Origin of the sequence: Taibaiella helva, from assembly GCF_003545695.1 — a bacterium.
GTDB lineage: Bacteria > Bacteroidota > Bacteroidia > Chitinophagales > Chitinophagaceae > Taibaiella > Taibaiella helva.
Map to the genome: position 1 here is coordinate 114986 of NZ_QUZZ01000007.1, position 13646 is coordinate 128631.

13 protein-coding genes are annotated in these 13646 nt (G+C 50.2%); 8 read left to right on the plus strand and 5 right to left on the minus strand.

What is annotated here, in order from left to right:
• Positions 1–237: 237 nt before the first annotated feature.
• Positions 238–945 (minus strand): Crp/Fnr family transcriptional regulator, encoded by a 708-nt coding sequence (locus DZC79_RS12450; RefSeq protein ID WP_118951920.1) that lies wholly within the window; start codon positions 943–945, stop codon positions 238–240.
• Between the two features lie 129 nt (positions 946–1074).
• Here DZC79_RS12450 and DZC79_RS12455 point away from each other — a divergent pair, with 129 nt between their 5' ends.
• The 6 genes from DZC79_RS12455 (at position 1075) to spt (ending at position 5782) form a co-directional block, all read left to right on the plus strand.
• Complete coding sequence (locus DZC79_RS12455; protein WP_118951921.1) at positions 1075–1458, plus strand: glycine cleavage system protein H; 384 nt, start codon at positions 1075–1077, stop codon at positions 1456–1458.
• A 64-nt stretch (positions 1459–1522) separates the two neighbouring features.
• Positions 1523–2056: a class I SAM-dependent methyltransferase gene (locus tag DZC79_RS12460; RefSeq protein ID WP_157977104.1), complete on the plus strand. Its 534-nt coding sequence runs from the start codon at positions 1523–1525 to the stop codon at positions 2054–2056.
• The gene (locus DZC79_RS12465; protein WP_232831825.1) at positions 2053–3735 is read left to right on the plus strand and encodes a SulP family inorganic anion transporter; all 1683 of its coding nucleotides are present in this window, start codon (positions 2053–2055) and stop codon (positions 3733–3735) included. Before DZC79_RS12460 ends, DZC79_RS12465 begins: the two co-directional genes overlap by 4 nt.
• Before the next feature lie 16 nt (positions 3736–3751).
• Positions 3752–4180 carry a glycine cleavage system protein H gene (locus DZC79_RS12470; protein ID WP_118951923.1) on the plus strand — a complete coding sequence of 143 codons (429 nt, stop codon included), beginning with the start codon at positions 3752–3754 and terminating at the stop codon, positions 4178–4180.
• A 49-nt stretch (positions 4181–4229) separates the two neighbouring features.
• Entirely contained in the window at positions 4230–4436 is a 207-nt protein-coding gene (locus DZC79_RS12475; protein WP_157977105.1) for a helix-turn-helix domain-containing protein, read from the plus strand.
• Between the two features lie 164 nt (positions 4437–4600).
• Complete coding sequence (gene spt, locus DZC79_RS12480; protein ID WP_118951925.1) at positions 4601–5782, plus strand: serine palmitoyltransferase; 1182 nt, start codon at positions 4601–4603, stop codon at positions 5780–5782.
• 39 nt (positions 5783–5821) lie between these two features.
• Here the strand turns inward: spt and DZC79_RS12485 are convergent, their stop codons facing one another.
• Both DZC79_RS12485 and DZC79_RS12490 read right to left on the minus strand, forming a co-directional pair.
• Entirely contained in the window at positions 5822–6544 is a 723-nt protein-coding gene (locus DZC79_RS12485) for a polyprenol monophosphomannose synthase (protein ID WP_118951926.1), read from the minus strand.
• 45 nt (positions 6545–6589) lie between these two features.
• Positions 6590–7366: a 3'-5' exonuclease gene (locus tag DZC79_RS12490; protein WP_118951927.1), complete on the minus strand. Its 777-nt coding sequence runs from the start codon at positions 7364–7366 to the stop codon at positions 6590–6592.
• 148 nt (positions 7367–7514) lie between these two features.
• Between DZC79_RS12490 and DZC79_RS12495 the strand changes: the two genes are divergently transcribed.
• Both DZC79_RS12495 and guaB read left to right on the plus strand, forming a co-directional pair.
• Positions 7515–8012: a DUF1579 domain-containing protein gene (locus DZC79_RS12495; RefSeq protein ID WP_118951928.1), complete on the plus strand. Its 498-nt coding sequence runs from the start codon at positions 7515–7517 to the stop codon at positions 8010–8012.
• Positions 8013–8146: 134 nt separating this feature from the next.
• Positions 8147–9622, plus strand: a complete 1476-nt coding sequence (gene guaB, locus DZC79_RS12500; RefSeq protein WP_118951929.1) for an IMP dehydrogenase — start codon at positions 8147–8149, stop codon at positions 9620–9622.
• 121 nt (positions 9623–9743) lie between these two features.
• Here guaB and DZC79_RS12505 read toward each other — a convergent pair whose 3' ends face one another.
• Both DZC79_RS12505 and DZC79_RS12510 read right to left on the minus strand, forming a co-directional pair.
• Positions 9744–11423, minus strand: a complete 1680-nt coding sequence (locus DZC79_RS12505) for a T9SS type A sorting domain-containing protein (protein ID WP_118951930.1) — start codon at positions 11421–11423, stop codon at positions 9744–9746.
• A 368-nt stretch (positions 11424–11791) separates the two neighbouring features.
• Positions 11792–13564, minus strand: a complete 1773-nt coding sequence (locus DZC79_RS12510; protein WP_118951931.1) for a DUF885 domain-containing protein — start codon at positions 13562–13564, stop codon at positions 11792–11794.
• Positions 13565–13646 lie beyond the last annotated feature (82 nt).

Genomic DNA, 13646 nt, shown 5'->3' on the forward strand with positions numbered 1-13646 from the left:
GCTCAACCTTTATTTTCTGCCTGCAGACAGGACAATAATCCACAGTATGCAGGCAATGTTTTAGAGGCAGAATATGCTTGTTTACAAAAATATTGCCTTTCCTGCATTGGGGGCATTTTTCATTGAGCAGGCTTGGCAGCAGCCGCGGGGGCGCGGAAACTTGCGACATGGAATCAATTTTGGACAAAAGTACTTCGCGGATAAAATGCAAAAATTGATCCTTATCACTTTCTGCTGTTACTGGTAATTGGAAACAGCGATCATTTTTCTGATATCCAATATCCATATCTTTCGTCCCTTCGTCTCTATCAGTTTCTCATCCTTAAACTCGCGGAGCAGCCGGACCGTGTTTTCTCTTGTAGTGCCCGCCATGTTCGCAATGTCGCCCCGGCTGAGGTTTATGGTAATGGGCTCGCCTTCCCGAGTTCCTTTTTTGAATTTTTCCCTGAGAACGATCAAGGTTATAGCCATGCGTTCCCTTACCGGCCTCTGGGCAAATATGGTAATGCTGTTGGAAAGCACTGTAAACTCATGACTGAGCATCTTAAGCAATCTTGTTGAGAGCATGGCAGATTGCTCCAGCATGCTTAAAAAATCTTCTTTGGGAATAAAAAGTACGATGCATTCTTCCAGCGCGGTTGCGGAATCGGGATAACGTTCTGCCGACAGAACGGCATGATACCCGATAAGCTCTCCTGCATTAGCCACATATATGATCTGCTCTTTCTCGAAATTATCTACTTTATATTTTTTTACTTTTCCTTCAAGGATATAATAGATCCCTGAAGGAATTGCCCCTTCCCTGAAAATGGTCTGCCCCTTCTTATACTTTTCCTCCCGCGCATGGCGGGTCATTTTTTCATAATCTTCGGCCGGGAAGCTGGTGAAAATGGAATCAGATTTAAAATCCCATTTATCGATCGGGAAGATCCCTCTTAAGCTCATTGCATAAATAATATTTAGATGCTAAAAATTGATCCTTATCACTTTTAAAGGTGATGAAATGTAAAAATTACCATCCGGCTCCCCGATAATTTTGCCTTTTGCAGCTTATCATTAAGTTATCCAATTGTCATGTATTATACAGCCGAGAACGAATGGATCGAGTACAACGGCCATAATGCCTTTGTCGGTATATGCAAAATTAAGCTATCCGGGACAAATGGTATCCAGGGGGCGACATTCTGCGACGTCTTATCCAATCTGGAAAGGGGAGCGGTCATCGCTACATTTTATCACAACCGCAGCGCTGTCGAGGTTTATATGCCGGTCGATGGCAAAATTATCGACGTCAACAAAAAGCTGCTCGATAACCCATCCCTGATCTTAAACGGTGCTCCCGAAAGCACCTGGATTGTCAAGATCAGTCCTAATGCGCCTTATAAAAGAGAAGGATTGCTGCAGCTACACCAATATACAGCGTTAAGAAAAAAAGGTCAGGGAACGATACATGGATAGCGGGGTTAACCGGGGAAAGGCGTTTCTGGCAACAGACTTTGCCTTCGATAGTATTTATCCCCCTTTGATACAAGCATGGTCTGCGCAGCACTGGACACCACTTCGGGTGGCGAGGCTGACTACAGATTTTCTGACCTCGGGACCTCCTTCCAGGATACTGGATATCGGGAGCGGCGCCGGCAAATTCTGCCTGGCAGCTGCCTGTTTTGCGCCACAGCATTACTTCTACGGTATTGAGCAACGGGGATATATACTGGAAGAAGCCAGGCGGGCCCAAAAGAAAATCGGGATAACCAATGTTTCCTTTTTACAGGGAAACTTTACACAGCTGGACCTTAGCCGGTTTGACCACTTTTACTTCTTCAATTCCTTCTATGAAAACCTCGAGGAAGAAGGCCGGATAGACCATGATATCGAATATTCCGCAGAGCGCTATCGCTATTATGTCCGTCACCTGCACAACGGGCTTCGCTCCATGCCCATAGGGACAAGGATAGCCACCTATCATTCCCTGTACGAGGAAGTGCCGCTCAACTATGACCTTGTGGATACCCTGGAAGGAGGAAACCTGAATTTCTGGATAAAAAGACGATCATGAAAGCTATAAAAATCATGTTCCGCCCCAAGATCCTGGACACCCTTAAGGGGTACAACAAGGACCTTTTGCTCAATGACCTGGTAGCCGGGATCATTGTCGGTATCGTCGCCCTTCCTTTGGCTATAGCCTTCGCGATTGCATCGGGTGTTTCTCCCGAAAAAGGAATATTTACCGCGATCATTGCCGGGTTTGTTATCTCGGCATTAGGCGGGAGCCGCGTACAGATTGGAGGGCCTACCGGGGCTTTTATTGTAATCGTATATGGCATTGTTCAGCAGTTCGGGGTCAGTGCGCTGATCATTGCCACGTTTATGGCAGGAATACTCCTTATCGGTATGGGCATCGCCAGGTTGGGAAGCGTTATTAAGTTCGTACCCTATCCCCTGATCGTAGGATTTACTACCGGGATCGCAGTCCTCATTTTTTCTTCCCAGATGAAAGATTTTTTTGGCCTGGAAATGGGCGCCGTACCTGCAGATTTTATACATAAATGGTCGGCCTATTTTCAGCATCTTTCCTTTATCAATATTCCCGCTACGATAATTGCGCTTACCACTTTGCTCATTGTAGCGTTCTGGCCCCGGATAACGCAGAGGGTGCCGGGCTCGCTGATCGCAATAATCGGTACTACAATTGTGGTACAACTGTTCCGGCTGCCTGTGGAAACCATTGGCAGCCGCTTCGGAGCAATACCCTCTTCGCTGCCACGGCCATCTCTGCCCAACCTGAATTGGGAAGTAATCCGGCAGCTTATCGGACCAGCTTTTACCATCGCGCTGCTGGGAGGTATAGAATCGCTTCTCTCCGCCGTTGTTGCAGACGGTATGACCGGCGGGAAGCACCGCTCCAATACTGAGCTGATTGCCCAGGGCGCGGCTAATATATTTTCTTCCGTATTTGGCGGCATACCCGCAACCGGGGCCATTGCCCGTACTGCTACCAATATTAAAAACGGCGGCAGAACACCCATTGCCGGTATTACCCACGCGCTTACCCTATTGATCATTATGTTTTTTGTAGGTCGCTGGGCAGCGCTCATTCCTATGGCTACCCTTGCCGGGATCCTGGTCATGGTAGCCTACAATATGAGCGAAATGGGGAGTTTCGCTTCTGTCCTGAAAGGCTCCGGAAGTGATGCTGCTATTTTGCTGATCACCTTTTTATTGACCGTGCTGGTAGATTTGACCGTGGCTATCGAAATCGGTATGGTGCTGGCAGCTTTCCTGTTTATGCGTAATATCATGAAAATAAGTTCTGTTCGCGAAGTAAGCTACGACAGGGAAAATGAAAAAAGTGATGTAACGGGAAGGTATTCCCTTCCGGAAGCGGTCAATGTTTTTGAGATCAACGGCCCCCTGTTCTTCGGGGCAGCCTACAAATTCCAGGATGCGATGGGCATCATCACAAAACCTGCAATGGTATTGATCCTGCGCATGGGAAATGTGCCGATAATCGATGCAACGGGCATAAGGGTGCTGAAAGGCGTGAGCGAAGATGCCCGTAAAAAAGGCACCAAGCTTATATTGTCAGAGGTAATCAGCGGTCAGGTCAGAGAAGAGCTGAAAAAGTCGAGGATACAATTTAAAATAGGTAAAGCCAATATTACAGACACATTTGAGCAGGCAATTAAAAGGACCCGTGAAATACTGCAGGACTATGAGGGAACTAAGCTGAGATAACGTTACAGTCTGCCTTATGACGTTCAATAAAAGTAACAGCATTTATATAAATATGACGATAATTTCAAACCAGCTATTTTATACAAAAGAGCACGATTGGATATTGTTTACCGGAACTGCAGCTTTTACTGGTATCGGCAGATTCAAGCTGACCGGGATTCCCGGGATAGACAATATTGCGCTGTTTGGTTATAAGCCCGGCGACGCAATAGAAGAGGGAGCGATATTGCTTAACCTTCATTATCGGGAATATACAATTCCTGTGTTTGCGCCTGTTGCGGGCATGTTACTAGAAGTGAATCCTATTGTTGAAAAAGGTTTGTGGGATTTGATCGTGAAGGAACCGGAACAGGAAGGCTGGTTGTTTAAAGTGGCGCCTCTTCAAAAAGACAATGGCCATTTGTTGTCTTCGGTATTTTACAAGGAACGCCTCGCGCCCCGTTGATTAAGATGCCGGATCGGGAATGACCAGGATCACTATTAAAAAAAATGCAATGTCCCTAGCTCAAAACATTAAGCGGATCCGCCTTCACCGTAATTATACCCAGAAATATATCGCGTTGGCGCTGGGTACAAGCCTTGCTAACTACAGCAAGATGGAGAACGGGATGATCAATATCAGCAAAGAAAGGCAGGAAAAGATTGCCGGGATCCTGGATGTTACGTTGGAAGAACTTATGGGATCCGGAGGCGAAGCCTAAGAAGAGTGAATATCAAAAAAAAGCGACTATCCCGGTTTATGGAAAACAATGCACCGCTGTTCCCTGAGCTTGGCGAAGGGACAGCTGCGGGATTGCTCCGGCAGGCTCAGCGAGCAAGCCCGATCAATGTTTCCTATATCAGGATAGCCAGATAAAAACATTGCATGCAAAAAGCATTAGAAGAAAAGGTAGCACGGTTTACCGATGCGGATCAAGTGAGGAAGCTGGGCCTGTATCCCTATTTCCGGGTTATTTCATCGGAGCAGGATACGGAAGTAGTGATCGACGGGAAACGCATCTTAATGTTTGGGTCCAATTCTTACCTCGGGCTAACCAACCATCCCAAAGTTAAAGAAGCAGCGGTAAACGCTATTCGTAAATATGGCACCGGATGTGCCGGCTCCCGTTTCCTGAATGGTACGCTGGATATTCATGTAATGCTGGAAGAGCGGTTGGCCAGGTTTACCGGCAAGCAAGCGGCTCTTTTGTTCAGCACCGGGTTTCAGGTAAATCTGGGCGTGCTGTCCTCTATTGTAGGGAGAAAAGATTATCTTTTGCTTGATGAGTCCAACCATGCGTCTATCATTGACGGCGGAAGGCTTTCGTTCGCAAATGTGCTGAAGTTTGGTCATAATGATATGACTGATCTGGAAAAGAAATTAAAGAAGCTGCCTGACGAAGCCATAAAGCTAATTGCTGTAGACGGTGTCTTCTCTATGGAGGGCGATATGGCGAAGCTTCCGGAGATCGTTGCTCTGGCAGATAAATATGGCGCCAATATTTTTATAGACGACGCGCACAGCCTGGGTGTTTTTGGTAAAAAGGGCGCCGGAACAGCTGCACATTTTGGCCTGACCGAAAAGGTAGATCTGATCATGGGGACCTTTAGCAAATCGTTTGCTTCTTTAGGTGGTTTTGTAGCCGGAGATGCTGCAGTTATAGATTACCTGAAGCATCATGCGCGTTCGCTTTTATTTAGCGCCAGCATGACACCGGCCGCTGTAGCCAGTACGCTTGCAGCGCTGGACCTTATGGAGAATGAGCCCGGACACATGGAGCGGTTATGGCAGAACACAGCATACGCCAGGAAGCTTTTATTGGAAGCCGGCCTCGACATCGGCAATACGGTAAGCCCCATATTGCCCATATATATCAGGGATAACGCAAAAACCTTCCTGCTTACGAAGATCCTTTTGGATCAAGGTGTTTTTGTAAATCCTGTTGTTTCGCCTGCAGTGCCTTCAGATGAATCCCTTATCCGGCTATCTATTATGGCTATTCATACCTTTTCACAGATAGAGGAAGCAGTGACAAAGATCTCCCGAAGTATAAAACAACTAACCTGAATCTTATCTTTTGACCACATTACCATTTTATATAAGGCGCTACAGGACATCGTGGCCTTTGATGAAGCGACGCATTTTCCATACGCCGAAGATCGCTTCTTTGACGATCCCCTTCGACATTTTCGATACGCCCTCCTTACGGTCTACAAAGGTGATGGGCACCTCTTTGATCCTGAAGCCGAGCTTCCAGGCACGGTATTTCATTTCGATCTGGAAGGCATAGCCGATGAAGCGGACCTTGTCCAGGGGAATCTTTTCGAGCACTTCACGCTTATAGCAGACAAAGCCTGCGGTACAGTCCTTCACCGGCATCCAGGTGATCAGGCGAACGTATACGGAAGCGCCGAAGGAGATAAATATCCGGTCGAAAGGCCAGTTCCGGATCTTACCGCCGGAAACATAGCGCGAGCCGACAGCCACATCGGCCCTGGTGCGGCAGGCTTCGTACAGGCGCAGCAGATCGTCAGGGTTATGCGAAAAGTCGGCATCCATTTCGAAGATATAACGGTAGCCTTTTTGCAAGGCCCATTTGAAGCCGAAAATATAAGCAGTGCCCAGGCCCTGCTTGCCGCTGCGTTCAGCAATATGCAATTGCTCGCTGAATTCCTGCTGCAGATGCTTGACAATACCCGCTGTGCCATCGGGCGAGCCATCGTCAACTACCAGCACATGAAAACGACCTTCCAGGGAAAACACCTTACGCAGGATGTTTTCAATGTTTTCCTTTTCATTATAAGTGGGTATGATGACTAGCTTGTCCAAACGTCCGGGGTTAAATAGTTATGATTACTGCAGGGTGGCACGGTACTATTTCATTTTTTTAAGGAGCATGTTGTTCAGTATCTCCGAGATCATTTGCTTGGTGTGCAGGGCAAAGTCGGCCTGCATCATCCAATCGTAATACTGCGGCTCCTTACGGAATACTTCCTCAACGGGAATGCCTTTATGTTTGCCGAAATTGAAAACCGGTACGCCGTTCTTCAATATCATCCTGCGTGCATAATCGACAAAATCGTCTCCGCCGGTGAAGTTGTGCAGCTCGTTCACATCATTGACCAGGTCGGAATACTTGTCCAGCTGGGCTTCCAGCACATCTATCGTGGCCAGCACATCCGCTTCGGCGTTGTGGGCGTTTTCAAGCTCCCGGTTGCAGTAGAAGGCGTAAGCGGCGCTGAGGGTACGGGCTTCTTTTTTGAAGAAGATCTGCTGCACATCGATCAGCTTGCGCGACTTGAAATCGACGGGAAGACCTGCGCGCAGGAACTCTTCCGCCAATGCCGGTATGTCGAATTTGTTGGAGTTGTATCCGCCGAGATCACATTGGTGCAGGAATTGCTTCAGCTCGTGCGCGATCTCTTTGAAGGTTGGCGCATCCTTAACGTCCTCGTCATAGATACCGTGTATTGCAGAAGAATCCGGGGGAATGGGCATTTCGGGATTCAGTCTTCTCATCCACGACATACGGCCGCCGTCGGGCAGAAGCTTGACCACCGCTATTTCCACGATCCGGTCTTTTGCAGCATCTACGCCGGTTGTTTCCAGATCAAAGAAAGCTATGGGTCGTTGTAATTGTAATCGGGCCATTGGGTTACTGAAAAAAAATCGGGTAAAAATAGTTCAAAAACCTGAATAGCCAACCTTTTGCGCGTCTCAGTCCAAAATAAATTATTACGCCCCGCACCAGGCCGATTGCCTGTAATTGCCTACCTTTCGGGAGTAACAAACCGATGGTATGACGGTGAAATTCGATACATCTCTTGAAGAGGGGATACACTATCAGCTGAACCGTATGGCCGGAGCCTGGGAAGGTATTGCCCGCACCTGGTTTGAACCCGGTGTGGTAGCCGACGAGTCTCCGGTGAAAGGCACGATACGGCCGGTGCTGGGCGGCCGCTTCCTGCTGCATGAATACGAAGGCAGCTTTGCCGGGAAGCCCCTGCAGGGTATTGTGCTCTACGGCTACGACCTGAATACGGGCAGCTTCCAGGCCGCCTGGGTCGACAGCTTTCATATGGGTACCGGTATTATGTACGCGCAGCGGCAAACCGAAGACGGTAAATTTTCGGTATACGGCGCTTACCAGGTATTTGCCGAAGAGCGCCAGGAATGGGGCTGGCGTACCGACCTGGAACTTGAAGGGGAAGATACCCTTGTGATTACGGCCTATAACATCAGTCCCGGAGGAACAGAAACGAAAGCGACCGAGACGGTGTACAAACGGAAGGCATAGCCTGTGCCCGGAAAGCCGCTGCCCGTATGCCTTTGCTGAAAAAAATGATAAGTGCCGATCAGGAAAAATGATAGCCGGCCAAAAAATATTTTTCAGCATTTTGAAAATTTGAAATTGTTGCTATACCTTTGCACATGGCTGCAAAATCTAAGTTCTATGGCGAAGGACTCACTTTTGACGATGTGCTTCTCGCCCCTGCTTACTCCGAAGTACTTCCCCGCGAAGTCAACATTTCAACCCAACTGACTAAGGACATTAAACTGAACATTCCGCTGCTGTCAGCCGCTATGGACACGGTAACGGAAATGGAGCTTGCGATCGCCCTGGCACGAGAAGGCGGTATCGGCATGTTGCATAAGAACATGACGATCCAGCAACAGGCGGAGCAGGTGCGCCGCGTAAAGCGTTCGGAAAGCGGCCTGATCCTGGACCCCATCACCTTAGCGCCCGATGCCACGGTAGCGGAAGCGCTGAAGCTGATGAAGGAGAACAAGATTGGCGGTATTCCTATCGTAGCTGCAGGGCATAAGATCGCCGGTATCCTTACCAACCGCGATCTGCGCTTTGAAAAGAACCTGAAGCGCAAAGTGTCGGAAGTCATGACCTCCGAAAACCTGGTTACGGCGCCGCAGGGTACCGACCTGGTGAAAGCCGAAAAAATATTACAGCAACATAAGATAGAGAAGCTGCCCGTGGTCGACCGCACCGGCAAGCTGATCGGCTTGATCACTTTCCGCGATATCCTCCAGTACAAAAGTCATCCCAATGCGGGTAAAGACGGCTATGGCCGTTTGCTTGCCGGCGCCGCTGTAGGCATTACCGCCGATGTGCTGACCCGCGTTGAAGCCCTGGTGCAGTCGGGCGTGGACGTAATCACCATGGACAGCGCCCACGGACATTCCAAAGGGGTGATCGACACGGTGAAGCTGGTCCGTAAAAACTTTAAGACCCTCCCCATCATTGCCGGTAACGTGGCCACGGCTGCCGGGGCAAAAGCATTGGCCGCCGCCGGCGCCGATGCCGTGAAAGTAGGTGTGGGACCGGGTTCCATCTGTACCACACGTGTAGTGACCGGCGCTGGTGCACCGCAGCTGACCGCCATTATGGAAGCCAGCCAGGCGCTGAAGGCCAAAGGCATCCCTGTAATTGCCGACGGCGGCATCCGCTATACCGGCGACCTGGTAAAGGCCCTGGTAGCTGGCGCCAGCGCAATTATGGCCGGCTCGATCTTTGCCGGTACCGAAGAAAGCCCCGGCGATACCATTATCTACGAAGGGCGTAAGTTCAAATCTTACCGGGGTATGGGCTCTATCGATGCCATGCAGGAAGGTTCGAAAGACCGTTACTTCCAGGATGCCGAGGACGATATCAAGAAGCTGGTACCTGAAGGCATTGTAGGCCGCGTACCTTATAAAGGCAGCCTGAAGGAAGTGGTACAGCAGTTTGTTGGCGGTCTGCGTGCCGGTATGGGCTATTGCGGTGCAAAAGACATCAAGACCCTGCAGGACGATGCCCAGTTTATCCGCATCACAGCGGCGAGCATGGCCGAGAGCCATCCCCACGATATCGTGATCACGAAAGAAGCCCCGAACTACAGCCGCAGATCCTGAGCGGATCAGCGGAGAGAGAAAACATATAGAAAGGAAACCCCGGACCTGTGCAGGTCCGGGGCTTTTCTTTGTGTACCTCCGGCAGCAATGTGACCTTTATACAATGCCTTCGGAAAGATTATTATTGTTTGGTTACTTTTTGGGTGCCGATCCTTTGGCCATTCAGGGAAGTCGTCAGTATATACGTTCCCGGCGCGAGCTGAGCGAGGTTGTCTGTGCTGATCTGGCAGCTGCCCTTTTTACCTGCTGCCTGGTATTGCCATAGCTGGCGGCCGGTGATGTCTGACAGGCTTTGCAGCAGCTGGCCGTCTTCCTTAAGGAAAAGATTTGTCGTGATCCTATCGCGGAATGGATTGGGGTACGAATTGACCCCGGCTTCGCTGGCGGTAGCCTTAAGGCTGTTGCCGCATTCCGGATGCAGCGCTACCGGCGCCTGGCCTTTGAAGGCAGCGTCGTTCCATTTATGGAAGGCATGATGGAACCGTCCCTGCAGGGTCTGGGCATCCGCATCATAATAGGTGGTGTATACGAAATTGGCATGTTCGCTGTTCCTGCTGAAGGCAATACCCGGTTTGATCGCCAGCAGATCGGGCTGGTAAGGATAGCTGTAATAAGGATACAACTGGGGCGTGTACGCATCGGGAAGCGCAAGATAGTCCGGCTTGCTCAATAAGGTCGTTCCGTCCTCCGTCATTTCCAGGGCGATATAGCCATTAAAGCCGCTCAGGTCTGTAGCATACCAGCCTACCATAATCTGTCCGCTCCGTCCGTCGACGGTGCCGGCGCCATAGTACAGCGCAGGTGAAAATACCTGGTGCTGGGAAAGCGTAGGTGTATTGCCCAATACACCTGAGTTAACGCTCACGGTAGTGGGGGTTGCGGTGGAATTGTAGTCGATCAGGCGTACCCATACATTGCTGTTGTCGCTGTAAGTATAGGCCCAGTTTTCCCGCGTATGATGATCGGGACAATCCAGTATGATCCTTGAGCTGGGTGGCCCGCCGATAGTGTTGATGTCTTCAATAGCGGGCAGGAAGGCAACACCGGCCGGTGCGGCCATTAAAGTGTTCCAGTCTGCTACCGATTCTACAATAGCGCCGAGTTTCTGATCGTAATAGGCATAATGCACATTCAGGTCCCCGCTGCTGTGGCTGAACGCAACATCAGGTCCTGTAGCCGATTCTGTGCCGGCCAGGGTGATGATCTGGCCCCAGGCGCCGCCGTGCCCTGTCATGGTCTGCAGTCCTATCCCTTTATGTTCCCATACAATGGCGACACCATACTGCTTATGGCAATCCATACGGATACGCCCGTAGTCGGCCGTGTTGTTGGAGAGCTGCATCGATGACTTCAGGACCACGGGGTCGGTCGTGGACATGGTGAGATCGTAAATGTCCAGGTAATGGTCATGTCCCAGGGAATAAGCCACCAGGAGATTCATGTTGCCGGTGTACGAATTCCATACGGCGCCCACCTGCATGTCTACAACATCCATATAGCGGAATGAGCCCCTGTAGACAATGGCAGAAGGATCGCCGGGATGGCTGAACTGGAAAATAAATTGTCTTATGACAGGACTGCCGCCATCCGACAGGTACAGGTCTATATTGCCAAACCCCGTCGGTATATTGGATAAGGAATAGTTGGTGGTAGAGGTGGCTGTTTCGAAGGGATCGTTGCCGTTGTAGATGAATTCCTGTGCCGAGGGTGAAACGAGTGATTGTGCCCGGAGTGTGGTCACCGGAGCGGCGAGGAAGGGTAGCGATAGGGTTAAGAATAATTTTTTTAAAGGTTGATGCATCAGAAAAAGGATTTAAATGAAGAGATATGGAGCGAAATCTGCTCCGTGCATTCATCGATAGCATGGCCAATGCTTTTCGTAATGGCGTTCCGGCCGGCCTCCTTCCCGGTAGTATTCAATGTTTGGTATGTCAAAGCTTCCTGATGGCGCTTCCCGTAAAGATGCTTGCTGCAGCTCACTTTTGGGATAGGTTTTTGAGGAACGATGGAATATTGTTTATGAGCCTGAGGATATAATTTTTTTAATCATAAAATGGATCAGGGATGAAGATGCCCGTTAACCATATCAGCAGGCAAGGGCAGGGACAAAAAGACAAGGGACTGTCCGCAAGCCGGACAGTCCCTTGTCTTTTATAAGTAAGCGGTATGCTATTGCTGCAGCATCAGCTCGCTGATGTATTTCACCGGTGCGCTGCCATAGCTCAGGAATTGCTCGTGGAAGGCGCGCAGGTCAAATTTGTTGCCCAGGCGCTGCTTCATCGCTTCCCTTAAATTGTAGATCGCCTGGTAGCCGCTGTAATAGCTGGTAAGCTGCACATTGGTCACGCTTACCCGTTTCCATTTGCCTTCCGCTTCGGCCTGCTGCTGAAAGGCTTCTTTGGTCAGCAGGTGCAGGGCTTCTTCTTTGCTCATCTGCCCGGCATGCACGCTATAGTCCAGGATGGTATTGCATACGGTGCGCAGATGCCATTTATACCACATCAGCCACATTTCGGGCTCATTGTTGCCATAGCCGTTTTCGAGCATCATTTGTTCTGTATACACGGCCCATCCTTCTATCATAGCGCCGTTGCCGAAGATCGATTTGATGATGCTGGGCGAGCGGTTGGCATATACCAGCTGGGTATAGTGCCCCGGTATGGCCTCATGGATGTTCAGTATCTGGAGGATGTAGTGGTTGTATTCTCTCAGGTAGCTTTCCGCTTTGGCGGCGGGCCATCCGGCCAGGCTTCCTACGTTGTAATAAGTATTGCCGCCCTTGTCGTAGGGCCCGGGCGCGCTGATGGAGGCGCCGGCGACACCGGCCATATAAGCGGGCTCTTTGCGGATCACCAGCGGTTTGGTCGAGTCGATATCCAGCAGGTTCTTTTCCCGGATGAAGCGGATCAGCTGGGGGATCTGCTTTTCGATGGCGGCCTGGAATTCATCGGGCTTTACATGATTGGCCGAAAGGGTGTCGATCATTTTGCCGATCAGCTCCAGGATATCGGCAGGGGCTGTTGTGCTGCCGAAATATTTTGGCCAGAGCTCACGGCTGATACGGGCCATCTCTCCATGCAGGTAGTGCTTGCGGGCCACGGCTGCAGCATAAGTCTGTTCTGCGGTAAGCGAAGACTGGATCTCGTATCTGAACTTGTCTTCGTATAAGGCTTTGCCCAGGCGGAAATCACGCGGTGTATAGTTTTTCCAGCTTTTCAGGTGAGCGGTATACGCTTTTACAGCGGCGGCAGCCTTTAGCGCCGACTGGCGCATGTTGTCCTTTTCCTGCGGTGTAAAGTCAGCCTTTGCCAGGGAATCGATAAAGTCTTTTTCCAGCACATAGAGGCCGCCCTCGTTCTGATCGATACCCAGCTGCTTCAGCTCGGCAACCGGATTCCTGAGCTGTTGCTTTGCCGCTTCGTAATAAGCGGGTATCTGCTGTATCCTGCTGTAGCAATCGGTGAGCCTGCTTTTCAGCGGCGCGTAATTTTCCGACAGCATAAAAGCGATAAGACCGGTAACATTATAAGCAGAGGGATTCCATTCTCCCTCTTTCAGGGTCTGAAGGCTCCACTGCCGTGACAGCAGGTAATTTTCGATCATCCGGTAGTCCGTCTGGTGCGAAGGCGTAAGCCGGGCCGGGTCAAAGGCTTTAAGGCGATCCAGCTGTGCCGTGTAGAATGCCAGGCTGGCCTTTTTTGTGGCCTCATCGGGAATAGTGAGCTTCGCATCGTACTTGTGATAGCCCATTTGCGTAGCCCATTCGGGTTCCTGCGCCCACAACGCTTCTTCAAACTGGCTGCAGTAGCTTTTAAAGCCGGCATTGACCGGATCGTCGGCGACAGCATTGCGCTGCGTGTCTTTGTTACCGGTGCCGCCGCCGTTACAGGCGGTAAAAGCCACCAGTGGAAAGGAAAGATACAGTAATGTCTTTTTTATCATAAACCGTTTAATGAATTGAGAAGATAGCAATAGCCGAAGGGCAAAGCATTGTTGCCCCGCTGCTGCGAAGATAATAAAGTCG